The organism is Vibrio metschnikovii CIP 69.14 (assembly GCF_000176155.1).
Classification (GTDB): Bacteria; Pseudomonadota; Gammaproteobacteria; order Enterobacterales; family Vibrionaceae; genus Vibrio; species Vibrio metschnikovii.
Window position 1 is genome coordinate 907,887 of the sequence record NZ_ACZO01000006.1, and the last position, 20,640, is coordinate 928,526.

Consider the following 20,640-nt stretch of genomic DNA (forward strand, 5'->3'; position numbering starts at 1 on the left):
TCGTCTTATATCCAACTGATAAGTGGTTACTTTTTCATCAGCCCAGTTTGAGTTAAAGATAACGGCTGGTGTGTATTGCTCAGCGGGTTATAATGAGCGCTTATTCGTGTGGAAAACATAGGCAATCAGAAGTATGACTACAGCACAAAATGTCGATCCAAATGAAATTCAGAAATTTGCCGATATGGCATCACGTTGGTGGGATTTAAACGGCGAATTTAAACCATTGCATCAAATTAATCCGCTACGTCTTAATTACGTGCTGGATAATGCTAATGGTTTATTTGAGAAAACCGTACTAGATGTTGGCTGTGGCGGGGGGATCTTAGCCGAAAGTATGGCTCGAGAAGGCGCAACCGTGACTGGCCTTGATATGGGCAAAGAACCATTGGAAGTGGCTCGCTTACACGCGCTTGAAACAGGCACAACGCTGACTTATCTACAAAGTACCGTCGAAGATCACGCCCAGCAATATCCGCACCATTATGATGTGGTGACCTGTATGGAAATGCTCGAACACGTACCCGATCCTCTCTCAGTGGTCAAAGCCTGTGCTCGTTTGGTGAAACCCGGTGGCCATGTATTTTTTTCTACCTTAAACCGCAATATTAAATCTTACTTATTTGCGATTGTCGGTGCTGAGCAACTGCTCAAGATTGTGCCGAAAGGAACCCATGACCACAGTAAATTCATTCGCCCTTCTGAGCTGTTACGTATGATTGATCAAACCGCGTTACAAGAACAAGGCATCACAGGTTTGCATTACAATCCCCTCACTGATAGTTACCGTTTGGGAAAGAATGTGGATGTGAATTACATCATTCATAGCCGACTGCTCTAAAATAACCGTTCCCTTTGCTCATCGATAGCAAAGAGCGTGGACAACCATAAGTAGAATGAACAACGGGTCTTGGGCACCATGACCAGCGCATTTATTGTGTCAATTGGTGCTTGACAAGACCTTGGTAAACCTTTGACTCGGGTCTCAATCTTTACTGAAAAAATTACTGAAAGATCAAGTCATTTTTTTTTAAGCTTGGTTAGTAAAAAAGCAATCTGCAAAGGCAGATTTTTTACCATTAAATCTACCCTTTGATTGTCGGTAAGTAGCTACTAACTGAATTTTTTTATTTCTCAGGTTATCCACAATATGTGCAAGTTCTGTAACTTGCATTAATGACTGGATAGCACTATCTTGTAACCCGAACACTGATACACCCCTATATATAGTGTTTCTCACCACTGGCTGTAGGGCGATTTTTATCACAAAGCCAACGTTTGATTTACAATAATTACACCAAAACATGGCTTTTATCAGTTTTGTTAGGGAAATAAAGCAGAATGAACCAACAACTTACTGTCACCAAGCGTGATGGCCGCAAAGAAAATATCGATTTAGATAAAATTCATCGCGTAATCGAATGGGCCGCTGAAGGTCTGGATAACGTCTCCGTTTCACAAGTAGAACTGCGCGCTCACATCCAGTTTTATGACGGGATCACCACCTCGGATATCCATGAAACGATCATCAAATCTTCCGCTGATTTGATTTCTGAAGAGACACCAGATTACCAATATCTTGCAGCAAGGCTCGCGGTATTCCATCTACGTAAAAAAGCCTATGGTCAATATGAGCCACCCGCACTCTATGATCACGTTTCTGCAATGGTTGCAAAAGGTAAGTATGATAGTCACTTACTTGAAGATTATAGCGCCGAAGAATTTGCGCTGATGGATACGTTTATTGATCATCGACGCGATTTAGATTTTTCTTACGCCGCCGTCAAACAGCTGGAAGGCAAATACTTCGTACAGAACCGAGTCACTGGACAAATTTACGAAAGTGCACAATTTTTGTACCTGTTAGTGGCCGCTTGTTTATTCGCCAAGTATCCCAAAGCAACACGTCTTGATTTTGTTAAACGTTTTTACGATGCGACGTCGACCTTTAAAATATCACTCCCAACACCGATCATGTCGGGTGTACGCACGCCTACGCGTCAGTTCAGCTCATGCGTGTTGATTGAATGTGGTGATAGCTTAGATTCGATTAATGCGACGGCAAGCTCGATTGTCCGTTACGTCTCACAACGTGCAGGGATCGGCATTAATGCTGGACGCATTCGCGCATTAGGCTCTGAAATTCGTGGCGGTGAAGCATTCCATACGGGTTGTATTCCATTTTACAAGTATTTCCAAACGGCGGTGAAATGCTGCTCACAAGGTGGCGTTCGTGGTGGTGCAGCAACGGTATTCTATCCTTTGTGGCACGGTGAAGCAGAATCCTTATTGGTTCTGAAAAATAACCGTGGTGTCGAGGAAAACCGTGTTCGTCATATGGACTATGGGGTTCAGCTCAATAAACTGATGTACAGACGCTTAGTGGAAGGCGGCAATATTACCCTCTTTTCACCGTCAGATGTCCCTGGCTTATATGACGCTTTCTTCCAAGATCAAGATGAATTTGAACGTCTGTACGTTAACTATGAAAATGATCCTAGTATCAAAAAACGTACCGTAAAAGCGTTAGAGATCTTCTCGCTGCTAATGCAAGAGCGTGCCTCAACAGGTCGGATCTACATTCAAAACGTTGACCACTGCAATACTCACAGTCCATTTGATGCCAGCGTCGCACCAGTACGTCAATCAAATCTGTGTTTAGAGATTGCTCTACCAACCAAACCACTGACGAATGTCGAAGATGATAGCGGTGAGATTGCACTCTGTACCCTGTCTGCATTTAACTTAGGTGCAATAGAGAAACTGGATGATTTCGAAGAGTTAGCTGAATTGGTGGTGCGTGCATTAGATGCTCTACTCGATTATCAGGATTACCCTCTTCCAGCGGCTCGTAAGTCAACTATGAACCGCCGTACGTTAGGTGTAGGTGTCATCAACTACGCTTACTACTTGGCAAAACACGGTGTGAAATATTCCGATGGCAGCGCGAACGGATTGACGCATCGTACCTTTGAAGCGATGCAATATTATCTGCTCAAAGCCTCGGTGTTATTAGCGAAGGAGCAAGGCCGTTGCCCTGCATTTAACGAGACTAACTACGCCAAAGGTCTGCTACCGATCGACACGTATAAAAAAGATCTTGATACGTTATGTGATGAACCATTGCATTACGATTGGGATAGCTTACGTAATGAGATCATGGAGTTTGGTTTACGTAACTCAACGTTGACCGCTTTAATGCCGTCTGAAACGTCATCGCAAATTTCTAACGCGACCAATGGTATTGAGCCACCACGCGGCTATGTATCAGTCAAAGCGTCTAAAGATGGCATTCTTAAGCAAGTCGTTCCTGAGTTCATCAAGCTTAAAGAAAATTACGAGTTGTTATGGAATATTGGCTCTAATGATGGTTACCTGCATTTAGTCGGTATTATGCAGAAGTTCGTTGATCAAGCGATTTCAGCGAACACCAATTATGATCCAAGCCAGTACGATTCTGGTAAAGTTCCGATGAAAAAATTGCTCCAAGATCTGCTCACTGCGTATAAGTATGGCGTAAAAACGCTTTACTATCATAACACGCGTGATGGTGCTAAAGATGATCAAAAAGATGCTGTGCAAGCACAAGATGATGACTGCGCTGGCGGCGGATGTAAGATCTAAGCAACTTTTTTGAATGTTATTCACTGATAATTTGTATGCCCCTTGCAGAGTAAGGGGCTAAACGGATGAAACCACTATGGCTTACAGCACTTTTACTCAGAAAAAAAATGACCAACTGAAAGAACCTATGTTTCTTGGTCAACCAGTCAACGTTGCTCGTTATGACCAGCAAAAATACGAAATTTTCGAAAAACTGATCGAAAAACAATTAAGCTTTTTCTGGCGACCAGAAGAAGTCGATGTATCCAGCGACCGAATCGACTATGGTAAATTACCTGATCATGAAAAGCATATTTTTATCTCTAATTTAAAATATCAAACTCTGCTAGATTCTATTCAAGGACGCAGTCCGAACGTTGCGCTACTTCCTTTAGTCTCATTACCTGAGCTTGAAACGTGGATTGAAACGTGGTCATTCTCTGAAACGATTCACTCTCGCTCTTACACGCATATTATTCGTAATATCATCAATGATCCTGCGGTTGTATTTGATGATATTGTTGAAAATGAGCATATCCTTAAGCGTGCAAAAGACATCGCCCATTACTACGATGACTTAATCCAAGCGACGAATGATTATCATCGTTTTGGTGAAGGGAAACACCAGCTTAATGATGAAACGATTAATGTTAGCTTGACTGAGTTAAAGAAGAAGCTTTATCTCTGCTTGATGTCGGTTAATGCGCTAGAGGCGATTCGTTTTTACGTTAGCTTTGCCTGTTCATTTGCGTTTGCCGAACGTGAACTGATGGAAGGGAATGCGAAAATCATTAAATTGATTGCTCGTGATGAGGCATTACACCTGACCGGTACACAGCATATGATTAATCTGCTTCGTAACGGATTGGATGATTTCACCTTCTTGCAAATCGCAGAAGAATGTAAGCAGCAATGTTTTGATTTGTTCAAAGAAGCAGCTGAACAAGAAAAAGAGTGGGCAGCGTATTTATTTAAAGATGGATCGATGATTGGTCTAAACCGCGACATCTTATGCCAATACGTTGAATACATTACTAATATTCGTATGCAAGCCGTCGGCTTAGAGCCCGCTTATCCAAAAGCAACCAGTAATCCGATCCCTTGGATTAATGCGTGGTTATCTTCTGATAATGTTCAAGTTGCCCCACAAGAAGCGGAGATAAGTTCGTACTTAGTCGGTCAAATTGATAATGAAGTCAATGCTGATGACTTTGAGGATTTCCAACTGTAATGGCCAGTGTCAAAATCAACAATACCGTAACCATTGAGTCTAATTCCTCTAACACGCTGCTAGAAAGCATGGAACAAGCGAGGCTAGAGCCAGAATATAACTGCCGAGACGGGCACTGTGGCGCGTGTCGTTGTACCCTCGTTTCCGGTGAAGTGGAATATGTTGGTTTTGCGATGGCTTATACGCAAGGTAATGAAATTCTACCCTGTATCTGCAAAGCAAAAAGCGCACTTGAGCTAGTTGGGGTGAATTATCGCCCAAAAGCCAAGCGCGCTTAATTTCGCGCTTAATTTATCGTGTTTATCTAAAGCCAGCACTATGCGCTGGCTTTAATACCAAATAACAGCCTATCGACCGTACTTCCTGATACCGATTTTTGCGCAATTTCTCTTCCCCCATCATCAAATAGAGACAATTGATAACCGTATTGATTTGGTGAGCAATCCTCTCTATTCGGCTCTTCTATTGGGGTATGCAGCCAAAGTGAAACCACATCTTGATGTTGATGAATTAACGCCTCACCTAAGATAACTTTTTGACTTGCGACTTTATACCAAACGAGAATTTTAGATTGATGGAACATACCAGCCTCCTGCCGAAATGAATCGAGCGAGTTGTTAGTCTACAGATAAATTTACTCGCTGGATCGATCATTTTTTCAGCTAAAAGGGCAAGCTTCAGCAAATCAAACGGTTACTATTTAGACTAATTAGGCATACTGCGGCTTATCTAAAACGTCTCTAGTAATAAGTTGGTAAATCACCATCTTATCAGGTCAAGATGGTTGTTTATTGAGCATGCTAGCTGGTAAATGCATCTCTTTAAGGCTCGTTACACTGCTATAGTGAGCGAATATCGGCTTCGCTGACAAATAACGACGTAGCATATCCCCCGCAATGGTTGCGATCAGCTGTTTTTGATCGTCTGCAGAATAAGTACGATTAAATTTTAACTGTTGTGCCCATTCGCCATGAGGGGTCGATAATGCCAAACAAAAGGCATCGTCTTGCAGTGGGCCACTGACTAACGCAAGATCTGTGGCACACTTCTCTTTTGTCGCTCCTGCCAACGCAAATACCGCAGCAAGAGGCTCTTGTTCACTCAGTCCGGCTTCAGCACCATGACTTAATATCCAACTATGACCACTTAAGCGAGCAATTTGCTCATCACTGAGTAACCAATAGGAAAGCCATCCCTTCGTCGCCTGCTCAGCTATCGATAACGACAGCCCTTTATCTCGCAATAAATGCCCAAGATGAGTCAGCATAGGTTCATCGACACTCACCACATAAGCTTCAATATGCGAATGAATCAGCTGTAATACCCGTACTCGTGTCGCTAAATCATTAGCCGGGCCAAAAAGTTTAATTTCGATAAAAGGCAAATACGAGCGATAACCAAGTTGATAACCTTGTGGGAGCTGTAACTTATCAAGCTTATCGGAAAGCCCGGATTCCGAACTACCAAACGTATACAATTTACTGCATTCAAAACCGACTTGTTGCGGAAACTGCTGTTTTAGATCTGGTAAAATCTGTTGCTGAACCATCAACTTAAACTCGCTTGGCACCCCTGGCGTAAAATAAAACCAGCAATCATTGATAGACAATTTAAATCCACATGCGGTACCAATAGGGTTATCAATCAGGGTGGCTTTCTCTGGTAACATCGCTTGTTTAAGATTACTGTCTGGCATGGTTTTTTGGCGCTGAGCAAAAAAACGTTGTAATACTTCAACCCATTCAGGAAAGACGACTAAATGTTGATCAGCGGCTTGAGCCGCCGCCGCTGTACTGAGATCATCGCTGGTCGGGCCTAATCCACCATTCACAATGACAACCTGATTATTAAAGCTTAGCATTAACAACTCTTCGACCAAGGCAGATTGACTATCACCTACCGTAGAACGTTTGGTGAGACTAAAGCCATTTTCAAAAAATAGCTGTGATAACCAAGCCGCATTGGTATCGACGATGTCACCATGCAATACCTCTTCTCCAGTACTTAACATTGCTATCTTGAGCATAGTTTGACCTTATTTGAGTACTCGTTTCTCATTATAGCCATCAGTATAACCAACCGATGGCATTAGATATACTTGGTTGAATGCTTAAATCCGAACCAACGCTATACTTGAACACTGAAAATGACCGCAAGCGATAAGTCGTTCAATGAATAAGCCTATTGATCATTTTCATCATGAGCATTTTCATGGATAATTAACCCTTTATACTACGGAGCATGTTGAGCGAGCTGAACACTCAACCGCTTTACCCCATCAACAACGATTTATTTAATGATTGGAGCGTTTTGTGCCTAAAAAATATAGTCTTGCATTGCTATTATCTTGCACTTCTTATGCCAATGCGGCGTACTATCAAATGCCCCAACATATAGAGTTATCTTATAATGTCGACTGTCTACAAGTCGTTTGTCATCAGCCAGAAGCCGTAGTTCCTTCGCAACTCACTTTTGTTACACCATTAAAGCAACAACCAACACTAAAGATCGAAGATTCATCACTACCGCGTTATTTAACCATTTCAGATACTCGAGACTGGGCTTATTTAAGAGGTCAAACATACACCATATTAGGACTCAGTGTTGCGACGGTAGGATTAATGACTCTGCTCCCTGAATCGATCACAAAATGGGATGAAGAGGATCGCAATCTAAGTGGCTTAGGCCGAAAATGGAAAGATAATGTCACTTCTGGACCAACGTGGGATCGCGATGAGCATTTTCTGAACTATATTATGCATCCATATTTTGGCGGCGTTTACTACACTGCAGCAAGACATGCTGGCTTTAATGAATTTGAGTCTTTTCTTTATTCGGCCACCATGTCGAGTTTTTTCTGGGAGTATGGTGTAGAAGCGTTTGCTGAAGTCCCCTCTTGGCAGGATCTCTTTATTACCCCCTTCTTTGGGGCCGTGGTCGGCGAACTGATGTTTGAAAAAGAGCAAGATATTGTCGCCAATGGTGGTGAAGTATTTGGTTCTCAGCGTTTAGGCAGCGTCAGCCTCTTTTTGTTGAATCCTGTTGGACACATTCATAGTTGGGTCAGTGATGCTTGGGGTGGCAGTGCTGAAGTGACGTTCCAAAGTACACCTTGGTTTGGTGATAGCAATGCGGCTAAATTTGCCCTCGATTCCGGTGCAAAATACGATAGTCAGTTCTATGGTATTGATTTTAAAATTTCTTTTTAACGGATGCTCAAGGTGGCCTTTCCGCTAAAGGTCACCTTATTCAATGACTTTTGTGTGATAAATGAATTATCAGACCTTGATCGGTATCCTTTTCGCAAACATTGACCTACCTCAATTTTTATTCATCATAACCGCCTACACTGATAATAAGCGTTCAGGCTATGCTAGGAGGTCATTATGAATAGTACTTTTATTGTAAACTTTGTTGGCACAGCCACCGCCGCAACGATCAAACAATTGGCGGCGATCACTCATGAAAATGAGGGTAAATGGCTAATCAGCAAAGTCAACTTCATCGACAATCAAGTTGCTGCGGTGATTAAAATTGAAGTACCGCAAAACAACGCGGACATAGTTAAATCGGCCTTTCAATCCCACTCTGAATTGCTGGTACAAATTATTGATTGTGAAGCACAAACAAACCAAGAAGAGCAGATTTATCACGTCCGCTTAGATGCCAATGATCGGTTTGGGATTGTTAATGAAATTACCCATTTACTTGATGGGCAAGGGATTAACATTCTTGATATGGACTGCCAACGAGTATTTTTAGCAACTGGTGGTGGCGTGAGTTCGAGTCTATTTAGTTCAACGATGGCCATTCGTTTACCAGCAGAAATCCGGATTGAAGATGTCATTAAAGAGCTGGAAGCACTCAGTGAAGATACTCGGGTAATGTTAGAATCTTAAATAAAATTGCTCCAATAACAAAGGGAGGCATAAACGCCTCCCTTTGTTATGCAGTGCTAAGCAGACAAAAGTTAAACCGACCACTGAGACAAAGAACGTTTGAAATCTTGATAGCCAAATTCATTTAATTTAATGATTTGTCCATCACGGCGCTCACAGTAGACTGACGGCATTTTTAGGCCATTAAACCAGTTTAGCTTCACCATGGTATAACCGGCGCTGTCCATGATATGCAGCTTTTGCCCGATCTGTAATGGCTCAGCAAACTTGGCAACACAGAACTGATCACCAGCAAGACAGGAGCAAGAACCAATCACATACTCATGTTCACCCTGTTGATTGGCTTCGAGTACCGATGCTGGCTCACGATAAATCAGGGTATCAAGACGATGAGCTTCCGTTGCCGAATCAACAATCGCGGTTTGCATTTCGTTATCCACAATATCAACAACGGTCACGACTAAATCGGTGGTTTGAGTAATGATCGCTTCACCCGGTTCAAGATATAACTGCACTTGATGTTTATCGGCAAAAGCTTTCAGCGCATCGGCGAGTTTATCTACATCATAGCCCGGCCAAGTAAAGAAGACACCGCCACCTAAGCTTACCCAGTCAAGTTTATCGAGATAAGCACCAAACTTGTCAGAAATCGCATCAAGCAATGCAATAAATGCGTCAACATCCTTGTTCTCACAGTTCATGTGGAACATCACACCGTTGATAGAATCGAAAACGCTGGTATCTAGCTTATCAAACTGTACCCCGAGACGAGAATATTTACGAGCAGGGTTAGCTAAATCTTGCCCAGCATAACTGACTCCGGGATTCAAACGTAAGCCTAGCGATGCCTTACCTTCAACTAAGTGGCGATAAGCCGCCAACTGAGATTGAGAGTTAAAGATCATTTTGTCGCAAATATCAGCGACTTCTTTTACATCCTGTTCACTGTAACCAACACTGTAAGCGTGAGTTTCACCGCCAAACTTCTCATAACCTAGCTTGACTTCAAACGGGCCCGAGCTGGTCGTGCCATCAAGGTAAGGCTTAATGATGTCAAACACGCCCCAAGTCGAGAAACATTTCAATGCCAGCACTAATTTAACCCCTGAACGTTCTTTTAAACGCTTAGCGATTTCCAAATTAGCGATCAACTTCGCTTCATCGATCATGAAGTAAGGGGTGTTTAATTCACTCTTTTGCATCTGATTTTATTCCTATTCATATCCAGTGACTTTCATTACTGGAAATATCCTAAAAAGGAAAAAACAGCCGCTACTCAGTAGCTGCTGTTTTAAACACGCGGTATTTATTTCACATCTCTAGAATCAATATCCAAGCAATCAGTTCTAGGATGCCCTCAGCGATCATTACTTGAGAATTTTAATATCAGGCTGTCCTGGCTCAAGTTCAATCACATCCCAGTCCAAACCAATCGATGGCATGGTTTCTAAGAACGGATCGGGATTCAACTGCTCCATATTGAATACTCCAGCTTCAGCCCACTCACCACGGAAAAACTGTAGCGCAGCAGTAATCGCCGGTACACCCGTCGTGTAAGCAATTGCTTGGTGCTCAACATCCTTATAAGCCACTTGGTGATCAGCGTTATTATAGATAAAGACACTGCGTTCTTTGCCGTCTTTTCTACCTTGAACCCAAGTACCAATACAGGTCAATCCGGTATAACCAGGAGCGAGTGACGTTGGATCGGGTAACATGGCTTTTAACACTTGCAATGGTTTCACTACCGTTCCGTCATGCAGAGTTAATGGCTCTGGATTCAGTAAACCAATATCTTTCATCACATTAAAGTAATTCAGGTAGCGATCGCCAAAGCCCATCCAGAATTCAATCCGTTTAGCTGGAATAAATTCCTGTAGCGAACGAATCTCGTCATGAGACATTGAATAGACTTTAAAGTTACCGCAATTAGGGAAATCAAACTCCAGCATACGGGTATGGCAAGGAACGCTTTTCCACTGTCCCTCTTCCCAATAGAAAGAGTCACCCTGAATTTCCAGTAAGTTAGTTTCTGGATCAAAGTTGGTGGCGAATTTTTTACCATGATCGCCCGCGTTAATATCTAACACGTCGATGGTATCAATTTCATCAAATAAATGTTTGACCGCATAAGCGGCAAATACACTCACCACACCTGGATCGAAACCCGCACTCAAAATACCGGTAATACCTGCTTGTTTAAACTTATCACGAAATGCCCATTGCGGATCGTAAGCTTCTGGTACTTGCTGCCCTTCTGTGCATAAGTCAACAGCCACTGACGTATCTAGATAAGAGACTTTTGCTTGGTAGCAAGCTTCCATAATTGTGACGTTAACCCAAGGAGGACCAGCATTGATCACTAGATCAGGCTTCACCTCATTAATCAACGCAACAAGTGCAGCAACATCATCGGCATCCACTGCGCGAGCTTCTAGCTTCTTAGTCGAATCTTTAAGGTTATTTTTACCTTTAATGGATTCAATGATCTTCTCACACTTCCCGATAGAACGAGAAGCAATGGTAATATCACCCAGTACGTCATTGTTTTGCGCTGCTTTGTGAGCAACTACCCAACCAACACCGCCCGCACCAATCTGTAGAATTGACATAGTATCCGTTACCTTTATTTCGCTAGCTCAACCGCTAGAGTTTCAATTTTAGCCAGTAAAGATTCAAAATCTGAAATCTTTAAGCATGGGTTCAAGATTGTGAATTTCAAAGCTGTTTTGCCATCCACTATGGTTTCGCCAAGTACAGCGACACCGCGTACCAAGGCCTGCAGACGAACGGTTTTGTTCAGCTCATCTAAATCAGACGCTTGTGTGTTTACCGCGCGGAACAACACGGTAGATAAACAAGGTTCAGCTAACAGTTCAAAAGCGTCATGCTGGCGAACTAGCTGCGCCACTTGTTGAGTTTGCTCAAGCAAGTGATCATACATGGCACCCATTTGTTGTGGTCCCACGTTTTGCATAGTCATAAACACTTTTAACGCATCAAAGCGTTTGGTCGTCGCAATCGATTTATCGACCAAGTTTGGTAACGTATCGTGTTCACGGTTTAAATAATCCGCATGATGAAGCAGGTATTTAAAGTTATGCTTATCTTTCAGTAGTAACGCACCGCAACTGATGGTTTGGAAAAACAACTTATGGAAATCGACACTAATAGAGTGAGCGCGTTCGATACCATTTAAACGCTGTTTATGGCTGCTCAAAATCAGCGCGCCGCCATAAGCACTATCAACGTGCATCCATAGATCATGTTGCTGAGCGGCATCGGCAATCGCCACTAAGTCATCAATGGCACCGTGATCGGTTGTCCCTGCCGTACCCACAATCGCAAAAGGTATTAACCCCTCCGCTTTCGCTTGGTGAATCACAGCGTCTAGCTGAGTGACATCCATCGTGCCATTTGGCAGTGCGTCCACAGCAAGAATGGCTTTTTCACCTAAGCCCATCCAAGAGGCGGATTTTTGTACCGTAAAGTGTGATTTTTTCGAGCAAACAATCCGCAGCTTATCGGCATAGTCAGGCAAACCAAGTTTTTGAATCGAATGACCACTTAATTTATCGGCAATCCAATCACGAGCTAACATCAAGCCCATTTGATTACTTTGCGTGCCACCACTGGTAAAAATACCGTCCGCTTGTGAACCTAAGTGGTATTTGTCACACATCCAATCGACCACTTTCTGCTCAACAAACGTTGCCGCAGAAGATTGATCCCAAGAATCCATGGATTGATTGAGTGAAGCGATGATCGCCTCAGCCACTACCGATGGCATCAATGGTGGAGTATGTAAATGAGCAATACAATCTGGATGCTGAACAATGATTGAATTTTTAGCAATCAGTTCAGCAGTATCTGAAATCACATCGTGCAAAGACGCATTTTTATTATCCAGATCAACGGCGTTAATCGCATTTTCGAGGATCTTTGGCTCTAACCCCGAATAAGGTGCATTAACTTGCTCAAATACTGCTTTCATTGCAGCCGTAGTGTGATTCATTACTTGAGCGAACGCTTGGCTGCCTAAATGCCCAGTATGGATAAAATGCTTTTTCCACTGTTCATTCGCGGCTTCAGGTTCTTTCAAGCCTCCGCCAGCCGCAAGAATGGCTTCTTCTAACACACGTAATGCAAAATCAATTTGCTCGAAAGAGATGATCAATGGTGGTAAGAAGCGGATCACCGAACCATCACGTCCGCCTTTCTCAACAATTAGTCCGCGCTCTAATGCGGCGCGTTGAATCGCCAGCGTTAATTGTGGTGCCGATTTAGGCTCGCCAAATTTATTCAGCTCACCACTTGGATCTTGAATTTCTAAGCCAAGCATCAGACCTTTACCACGAACCTCGGCAATACAATTCACACGGCGTTGAATGTTTTCTAAGCCCATGCGTAAGTATTGTCCCGCAATATTGGCGTGCTCAACCAAATTATCGCGAACAATAATTTCTAGTGCTTTAGCTCCAGAGATCATCGCTAATTGGTTACCGCGGAAAGTACCCGTATGTTCGCCTGGACGCCATGTATCGTGCTGTTTATTGATCACCAAAATCGACATCGGTAAACCACCGCCAATCGCTTTTGATAAGCAAAGTACATCAGGGATGATTCCTGACTCTTCAAACGCAAAGTGATAACCAGATTTACCAACCCCACACTGAATCTCATCGAAAATCAGTAAAATGCCATGTTCATCACAGATACGGCGCAACTCACGTAACCAAAATGCTGGCGCAGGGATAACGCCACCTTCACCTTGCACGGGCTCGACAATAATGGCAGCGGGTTTCATGATACCGGCTTCGTCATCATGCAATAAGCGCTCTATATAACGAATGCTGGCTTTGGCTCCCTCATCACCGCCGAGTCCAAACGGACAACGCAGGCTGTATGGGAAGGGCATAAAATGCACATCGGACATTAAACCGGTACGACGTGCCTTGGTATTTAGGTTGCCCATCATACCCATCGTCCCATTGGTCATGCCGTGGTAAGCGCCACGAAACGCAAACATGGTATTACGACCAGTCGTTTGCTTGGCTAATTTAATCGCGGCTTCGACGGCATCCGCACCAGAAGGACCACAAAACTGAATGACACACTGTTCAGCAAGTTCTGTCGGTAAAAATCCTTTCACTATTTTAATAAAATGGGTTTTTGCCGTAGTCGCTATATCCAAGGTTTGATAAGGCAAGCCAGAATCGAGCTGGTCTTTCAACGCTTGATTGATTTCAGGATGGTTATAGCCTAACGCAAGCGTTCCTGCGCCAGCTAAACAATCGAGGAAAAGCTGTCCACGGGTATCTTCCACTAAACAGCCAAAAGCCTGTTTAATCGCAATCGGTAAACGACGTGGGTAAGAACGTACCGCGGATTCGTGTTCGGCTTGATCAAGCAAAACTTGATCAGGCGTTAGATCATAAAGACCATCTAGTATTGGTACTTGGTTGGAAAAACAGGTTGCGATAGTGTTATCGACTTCAAAGGCTGTACTCATCTTCGTCCCCTTGAAATGGTTAAAATTCTGTCCATTATTCATCGTCGTGCGAGGAAAAATGACAAATAGCAAAATTTCCGATGCTGTCGTAAGACACCTTCGGAATACGGACCATTAGCGTAAATGGCAAATCACTAAACAGAGAATCAAGGTTCGGTTATGCTGCTGTCTTGATAAACAGGGCATAGAGGAAGCACAAAGCTGATTATTAATGTGTGTAAGTTAAGTGAGTTCAATGTTGGGTTTCCCATTCACATGCTGTTTCCACAGCAAGAGTATCCCGTCTATCAGCAAAAGGTTTGCTGATACCTACCCTACGTGGTGCCGCAATCAGCTTGAATGTTCACCACGCGTATCCCCCAGAAAACGCAGTCCGAGATTGAGGCGGACGTTAACATAAAATTGACCGCGTTCGCAATGATTTTTATTCTATCATTCAGCCAAATAATCACTGTATCATTCATACTCTTGAGCAATAAGTGGTAACAAACCTCTAGCGCATGATCCATGCACTAGAGGTTGATGATTAAACATAATAAAAGAGCAATTAGAGTTGGTTGACCCTAGCTTTTGTTGTCGTGGTCTTTACCCGCGGGCTCGGCTTCTTTGACGGGTAAATGACGGCTGGCCAATTCATGCGTTTCTAGATCATAACGCTCTTTAATCACGTCCTTCACGACACCATCCCACTGTGGTACGCCAACAAAATAACTAGCGCGAGCTAAAACATGAGCAGCAATCGGTGCCGTCAAGATAACAAATACCACTACAGCGAGAGCTCGTACCACAAAGGCCATGTCTCCCCAGTTAACCACAGCAAACGCCACCACCATCAAGCCAACACCCAATGCCCCAGCTTTGGTTGTTGCATGCATGCGAGTTAATAAATCTGGCATACGGTTAATACCAATGCCTGCTAGCAACATTAAAAATGAGCCGGTAAGAATGAGTATCGCAATAATTAAATCAGTCATCGTCTCTGTGTCCTCGTTTTTCTAAATAACGGGAAAAACCGACCGCTGCCATAAATGACGTTAAGGCCAACACAATCGCCACATCAATAAAATAAGGCTGTTGATAGCGAATGCTGTAGAGCACGACTAAGCCAACGGTTAAAGAGGCCATTAACTCTAAGGCCACCACCCTATCAGGTAAAGATGGACCTTTTAATAAACGTACCGTTGCCAAAACCAAGCTAATTGCTAACATGGCAAAGCAAAGGGTATAAACAATATTCAACATAGTCTGTTACCCCAGTAAATCAATCACACGAGCTTCAAGACGCTTGAACTCTTCAATCTGACGAGCTTCATTCTCAAAGTACATTAAATGGACATACAACACGCTTCTATCGGTGGCCACATCCAATGCCAAAGATCCCGGTGTGACGGTAATTAATGTCGCAAACATAGTGATCGCCCCTTCGTCTCGTAAATCGAGAGGAATCGCAATCACGGCTGGTTTCATTAAATGCGTCGGCGTTAATACATCATAAGCCACTCGCCCATTAGCCTTAATTAAATCCCAAATGAAAAACAGTCCAAAACTGATCACTTTCGGTAATTTTTTAAAATAGGCTTTAAACGTTGGGCTATCTCGTAGCAAATAAGCCAAAATCACGTAACTCATCAGCATGCCAGCAAATAAGTTAGAGATGGTATAGGTACCCGATAAGATGAGCCATACCAAGGCAAGCAGCATATTCCATCCAAAGGCTTTCATGACTGACCTCCAAGTACCGCATCAATATAAACTTGTGGATTCATCACCTGCTCAGCGGTAGCATTCATCAGCTGAATAAACCACTCTGCACATAAACCGATGGTAACACTCATTAACACCATAAGGATGATTGGAACGTACATACAGAAACGTTCACTATCACTCATCGGTGAATTCGTTTGCGCATCATCAGGTAATTTCTTCCAAAAAGCCTCTGCCCAAATTTTAATCATTGAATAAAGTGTTAGAAGGCCAACCGCTAACGCAGAACCAACGGCAATCCAATGGCTAATACCAATCCCTCCGGTTATCACCACATATTTAGCAATAAAACCAGAGAATGGCGGAAGTCCAGCTAACGATGCAGCACTGATCGCAAACAAGAACGCTAATAAAGGCGCACTACGGTATAACCCACCTAACTTATCCAGTTGGTAGCTACCGTAACGACGATACATCACGCCGCTGATCAAAAATAAATTAGTTTTCACAATCATGTGGTGTACGACGTATAAAATACCACCAGCAATAGCTAACGGTGTGAACAACGCTAAGCCTAACAGCATATAACCAATCTGACTGACACTGTGGAAAGCAAGGATACGTCGAACCTCAAATTGAGCCGCAGCCCCTAACACACCCACCACCATGGAGAAGATCCCCATCCATAACAAAATAGTTTGGTGAGTAAATGCCACATCGGAGATAAAAATCAAACTAAACACGCGATACAACGAATAGACGCCAACTTTAGTTAATAGGCCAGCAAAAATCGCAGAAATCGCTACTGGTGGTGTGTGATAAGATGCAGGTAGCCAGAAAAACAGCGGGAACGCTGCTGCTTTAATCCCGAACGCCACCAAAAAGAGCAACGAGATTAACGTGACAATTTGTGGGTTGTCGGATGCCGCTAGCTTTTGCGCTAAATCAGCCATATTTAATGTACCAGCATAAGCGTATAACAAACCAATTGCTGATAAAAATAACGCCGATGATAATAAGTTTAGGGTCACATACTTTAATGCCCCTTCCATTTGGGCTCGTTCACCGCCAAGGATCAATAGACCAAATGACGCAACCAGCATGATCTCAAACCAAACGTAGAGGTTAAAGATATCGCCAGTTAAGAAAGCACCGATCACCCCAGCCAGCATCAGATGCAATAATGGATAAAAACCAAACGCTTCGTGTTCTTCGCTCATGGTTGCCAATGCATAGATGGAAACACATAACGCAACAAAAGCAGAAGACGTAACTAACGTCACCGCCAGTAAATCGGCGACCATGGAGATACCAAACGGCGCTTGCCATCCCCCCAAGTGAGTAACTTGAATTCCATTTAAATACACGTTGTGGAATAAAATCAACGTAGCAATCAATAGTGTGGAGTTGGAAAGCACACTAACCCAACGTTGCAGCTTTCGATGACGCCAAATGACCATCGATAATGCCGCTGCAAACATAGGAATAAGAATAGGCATTAATAACATCATAATTGAGTATCTGTCGTCTTCATTTTGTTCATGTCATCCGCACCAATGACTTTATAGGCGCGATGTATCAGTACTACGGCAAAAGCCAGTACGCCAAAGCTGATCACAATCGCCGTTAATATCAAAGCCTGTGGGAGTGGATCGGCAATATCAGCAAACGGTACGGTCATTCCTACCGGGATCAACGGCGGAGCACCTCTCACTAGCCCGCCTCCGGTGAAGATCAGTAAATTAGCCGCATTGGATAAGATCATTAAACCAATAACAAGCTTAACAATACTGCGACGTAACATCATAAATAGAGCGGCGGCATACAATCCGCCAATCACGAAAGCAAATAAAGTGGTCATGTTACTTAATCCTCCACTTCAGCAAGGGTCAGCAATAACGTCGTTACCATACCAATAACGACCAGATAAACCCCGATATCAAATAATAATGGTGTACTCAATTTCAGTTCACCGACGCCAGGTAGATAAACCGTCCACCACACGCTGGTCAAAAATTCACTGCCGGACAGAATCACACCGATCACACCACTAAACATGGCAATCATTAATCCAACCCCCATCAGTTGTGAACTATCGACACCAATAAGACGTCGGGTCTGGACTGGTGTGAAAGCAAACAGATGCAAGGCAAAAGCACTGGAGGCAACAAGACCAGCAATAAAGCCGCCCCCTGGTTCATTATGTCCACGCAGCAATAAGAAAATCGAAAACAGCAACAACATTGGCAATAGAAATCGTGCCGCGACTTGTAGAATTAACGCACTATCTGTTTTCATGGTTTATTTTTCTCCAACTTGATCATCGCCGTGACTCCAATGGCGGCCAAAGCAAGAACAAATAGTTCACCCAAGGTATCTAACGCACGATAATCAACCAGTATTACGTTAACAATATTGCGTCCTTTTGCTATCACATAACTATTTTCAATTAAGTAATCACTGATCCGATCGGGTTCGGCAAATTGAGTCACGGTCATCACCAGCAATGTCATCATGCCACCAAACACAATGGCGACAAAAGCATCACGCCAACGAACGTCTGAACTTGATAAGCGTTGAAAACGCGGCAATTTAAACAATACAAAGACCAACATGATCACCGTTAGCGTTTCAATCAGTATCTGGGTAATCGCCAAATCAGGGGCACTAAAGAAGACATAAATCAACGCCATACTAAAGCCTAGTGCGCCGATCGCTGCAACCGCACCCAAACGCTGCGAGGTGATACAGGCATAACTCACTACCGCAATAATGATGCCCGAGATCAGAATCTCGTAAACCTCAACGCCAGAAAAATCCAGCGTACCATACCAACCAACGCGCGTGGCAATGGTGTAGCCAACCAATACAATGGTGGTAATAAAGATGGTTAAAATGTAATTGGAAAGATAACCATTTTGTACACGACCTGTTAACCATTTAGAAAAAATCACTAACCCTTGCATAAAGAGGTCGTAACCTTTTTCTGGACCATAGTTAAGTAAAGGCTTAGCCAAAATAGCTTTAGGCGCTAAACGGCCCCAGCGTTTAAAGAGTAAATAGCCCCCTGCTAATGCGACTGCACTGAGCAGTAAAGGTAAATTAAATCCATGCCATAAAGATAAAGCGATAGGATCAACCTTATACCCAGAAATGGATGAAGCCGCAGCAGTAATGAGTGGTGAAACCAATGATGGAATCAAACCAAAGATTAGCCCTAAACTTGCGAGGAGTGAAAAACCAATCCGCATAGCAAAAGGAGCTTCATGGGCTTCTTTCGGCGTTGTGATCACCTCTCCCCAAAACGGCTTAATCGCAACCAGTCCGGCACAAGCCGCTAAGCAGATGGAAGAGACTACGCCAACAAACAGTAATGAACTTTGCCATGGACTGGTTAACAGCCCTTCTAACATCGCTTCTTTAGCAATAAAACCGAAAACCGGTGGAATACCTGCTAGAGCTAATGCCGCTAGTGACATAAAAATCGCCGTCTGTGGCATGCTGCGCCGTAAACCACTCAACTGACGAATGTCTTTGGTTCCGGTCTCATGGTCCACCGTACCGGCGGCCATAAACAAAGCCCCCTTGTACAGTGCATGGGCCAATAAAAACACCATGGCAGCAATTAACGCCGCTTCTGTACCAATCCCTATTAATAAGGTTAAGGTGCCTAAAGAAGCAACCGTGGTATAAGCTAAAATACGTTTTAGATCGGTACTCGTCACCGCCATTACCGAGCCTACCAACATCGTCAATGCACCGACGCCAACGAGCAGCATCGTCCAAGTGCTGTCTCCTGCCATGACTGGTTGTAAGCGAGCCATTAAATAGATACCAGCTTTCACCATCGTAGCGGAATGTAGGAATGAGCTAACTGGCGTTGGTGCTGCCATTGCGTTTGGTAGCCAAAAATGAAATGGAACCTGAGCCGATTTAGTAAATGCTCCCGCCAATACCAGTAACATCATTGGTAAAAATAGGCTATGTTGCTGGATTTCTGCTCCTTGACGGACAATTTGATCCAACTGGTAGGTACCGGCAATCTGACCGAGCAATATGACTCCCGCCATTAAAGCAAGGCCACCACCGACCGTAACAAACAGCCCCTGCAAGGCTGATTTACGCGACTTTTCTTGCTCATGATGAAAACCAATCAGCATATATGAAGTAATACTGGTCAGTTCCCAGAAAACAAACATCGCCATAATGTTATTCGCTAACACGACACCAAGCATGGCGCCCATAAATGCACAAAGATACATCACTAGCTTACGCTGATCGACGTGGCCTGACAGGTAACTTCCTGCATACACGACAACTAATGTACCGATCCCAGTGATCAATAATGCAAACAATAGGCTTAAGCCATCAAGACGAATATCAAGCGAAATACCTAATGACGGAATCCAATCGTAATAGAATAATAAGCTATGCCCAGCCGTCACCTGCGGAACAAAGCCTAAGAAATACACAAACAGCAAGGCAGGAAGCAAAGCAACCCACCATACTGCACGCTCACCTAATTGGCGATACAGCCAAGGTACAAAAAAAGCAACAATAAAACCTGACATTAATGCTAATAGCATCTAATGACCTCCAAACGTCGAAATCCTGTCGTAGACAACAAGGGTTCGTTTCCCTAATGCAAGTGATTAAATGACAACCACACTAAAAATAAAGCTGAACGGCGA

At 43.4% G+C, this 20,640-nt stretch carries 18 protein-coding genes; 6 read left to right on the plus strand and 12 right to left on the minus strand.

The genetic code is table 11. The features are described 5' to 3' along the window. The first annotated feature begins 133 nt into the window (after positions 1 to 133). The 4 genes from ubiG to yfaE all read left to right on the plus strand — a co-directional run bounded on the left by ubiG (position 134) and on the right by yfaE (position 5,112). Entirely contained in the window at positions 134 to 841 is a 708-nt protein-coding gene (ubiG, locus tag VIB_RS07530; protein WP_004395358.1) for a bifunctional 2-polyprenyl-6-hydroxyphenol methylase/3-demethylubiquinol 3-O-methyltransferase UbiG, read from the plus strand. A 500-nt stretch (positions 842 to 1,341) separates the two neighbouring features. Further along, on the plus strand, positions 1,342 to 3,624 hold the full coding sequence (gene nrdA / locus VIB_RS07540) for a class 1a ribonucleoside-diphosphate reductase subunit alpha (RefSeq protein ID WP_004395359.1): 2,283 nt from the start codon (positions 1,342 to 1,344) through the stop codon (positions 3,622 to 3,624). Positions 3,625 to 3,700: 76 nt separating this feature from the next. Further along, positions 3,701 to 4,834 carry a class Ia ribonucleoside-diphosphate reductase subunit beta gene (gene nrdB, locus VIB_RS07545; RefSeq protein ID WP_004395360.1) on the plus strand — a complete coding sequence of 378 codons (1,134 nt, stop codon included), beginning with the start codon at positions 3,701 to 3,703 and terminating at the stop codon, positions 4,832 to 4,834. After that, positions 4,834 to 5,112 carry a class I ribonucleotide reductase maintenance protein YfaE gene (gene yfaE, locus VIB_RS07550; RefSeq protein ID WP_004395361.1) on the plus strand — a complete coding sequence of 93 codons (279 nt, stop codon included), beginning with the start codon at positions 4,834 to 4,836 and terminating at the stop codon, positions 5,110 to 5,112. The genes nrdB and yfaE overlap by 1 nt, the downstream gene beginning before the upstream one ends. A 38-nt stretch (positions 5,113 to 5,150) precedes the next feature. On the opposite strand, the gene VIB_RS07555 is transcribed toward yfaE, so the two are convergent. Then, positions 5,151 to 5,417, minus strand: coding sequence for a hypothetical protein (locus VIB_RS07555; RefSeq protein ID WP_040904342.1), 267 nt, complete (start codon positions 5,415 to 5,417; stop codon positions 5,151 to 5,153). A 192-nt stretch (positions 5,418 to 5,609) separates the two neighbouring features. Next, positions 5,610 to 6,860: a CinA family nicotinamide mononucleotide deamidase-related protein gene (locus tag VIB_RS07560; RefSeq protein ID WP_004395362.1), complete on the minus strand. Its 1,251-nt coding sequence runs from the start codon at positions 6,858 to 6,860 to the stop codon at positions 5,610 to 5,612. A 286-nt stretch (positions 6,861 to 7,146) separates the two neighbouring features. On the opposite strand from VIB_RS07560, the gene VIB_RS07565 reads away from it, so the two are divergent. Together VIB_RS07565 and VIB_RS07570 are read left to right on the plus strand one after the other, a co-directional pair. Then, positions 7,147 to 8,043, plus strand: coding sequence for a DUF3943 domain-containing protein (locus VIB_RS07565; RefSeq protein ID WP_004395363.1), 897 nt, complete (start codon positions 7,147 to 7,149; stop codon positions 8,041 to 8,043). Positions 8,044 to 8,220: 177 nt separating this feature from the next. Further along, entirely contained in the window at positions 8,221 to 8,733 is a 513-nt protein-coding gene (locus tag VIB_RS07570; RefSeq protein ID WP_004395364.1) for a glycine cleavage system transcriptional repressor, read from the plus strand. A gap of 71 nt (positions 8,734 to 8,804) precedes the next feature. Here VIB_RS07570 and nspC read toward each other — a convergent pair whose 3' ends face one another. The 10 genes from nspC to VIB_RS07620 all read right to left on the minus strand — a co-directional run bounded on the left by nspC (position 8,805) and on the right by VIB_RS07620 (position 20,535). Beyond that, positions 8,805 to 9,935, minus strand: a complete 1,131-nt coding sequence (gene nspC / locus VIB_RS07575) for a carboxynorspermidine decarboxylase (RefSeq protein WP_004395365.1) — start codon at positions 9,933 to 9,935, stop codon at positions 8,805 to 8,807. Between the two features lie 165 nt (positions 9,936 to 10,100). Further along, on the minus strand, positions 10,101 to 11,345 hold the full coding sequence (locus tag VIB_RS07580) for a carboxynorspermidine synthase (protein ID WP_004395366.1): 1,245 nt from the start codon (positions 11,343 to 11,345) through the stop codon (positions 10,101 to 10,103). Positions 11,346 to 11,359: 14 nt separating this feature from the next. Next, complete coding sequence (locus VIB_RS07585) at positions 11,360 to 14,245, minus strand: pyridoxal phosphate-dependent class III aminotransferase (protein ID WP_004395367.1); 2,886 nt, start codon at positions 14,243 to 14,245, stop codon at positions 11,360 to 11,362. Positions 14,246 to 14,808: 563 nt separating this feature from the next. Beyond that, positions 14,809 to 15,219: a monovalent cation/H(+) antiporter subunit G gene (gene mnhG, locus VIB_RS07590; RefSeq protein WP_040904343.1), complete on the minus strand. Its 411-nt coding sequence runs from the start codon at positions 15,217 to 15,219 to the stop codon at positions 14,809 to 14,811. Then, positions 15,212 to 15,487 (minus strand): MrpF/PhaF family protein, encoded by a 276-nt coding sequence (locus VIB_RS07595; RefSeq protein WP_040904345.1) that lies wholly within the window; start codon positions 15,485 to 15,487, stop codon positions 15,212 to 15,214. Before VIB_RS07595 ends, mnhG begins: the two co-directional genes overlap by 8 nt. A 6-nt stretch (positions 15,488 to 15,493) precedes the next feature. After that, on the minus strand, positions 15,494 to 15,967 hold the full coding sequence (locus VIB_RS07600; protein WP_040904346.1) for a Na+/H+ antiporter subunit E: 474 nt from the start codon (positions 15,965 to 15,967) through the stop codon (positions 15,494 to 15,496). After that, a complete protein-coding gene (locus VIB_RS07605) occupies positions 15,964 to 17,460 on the minus strand; it encodes a Na+/H+ antiporter subunit D (protein ID WP_040904348.1) in 1,497 nt (498 codons plus the stop codon). The genes VIB_RS07600 and VIB_RS07605 overlap by 4 nt, the downstream gene beginning before the upstream one ends. Further along, on the minus strand, positions 17,457 to 17,810 hold the full coding sequence (locus VIB_RS07610) for a Na+/H+ antiporter subunit C (protein WP_040904349.1): 354 nt from the start codon (positions 17,808 to 17,810) through the stop codon (positions 17,457 to 17,459). The genes VIB_RS07605 and VIB_RS07610 overlap by 4 nt, the downstream gene beginning before the upstream one ends. A gap of 5 nt (positions 17,811 to 17,815) precedes the next feature. Continuing rightward, positions 17,816 to 18,247 carry a Na+/H+ antiporter subunit B gene (locus VIB_RS07615; protein ID WP_040904350.1) on the minus strand — a complete coding sequence of 144 codons (432 nt, stop codon included), beginning with the start codon at positions 18,245 to 18,247 and terminating at the stop codon, positions 17,816 to 17,818. Beyond that, positions 18,244 to 20,535 carry a putative monovalent cation/H+ antiporter subunit A gene (locus VIB_RS07620; RefSeq protein WP_004395373.1) on the minus strand — a complete coding sequence of 764 codons (2,292 nt, stop codon included), beginning with the start codon at positions 20,533 to 20,535 and terminating at the stop codon, positions 18,244 to 18,246. Before VIB_RS07620 ends, VIB_RS07615 begins: the two co-directional genes overlap by 4 nt. Positions 20,536 to 20,640: the final 105 nt, after the last annotated feature.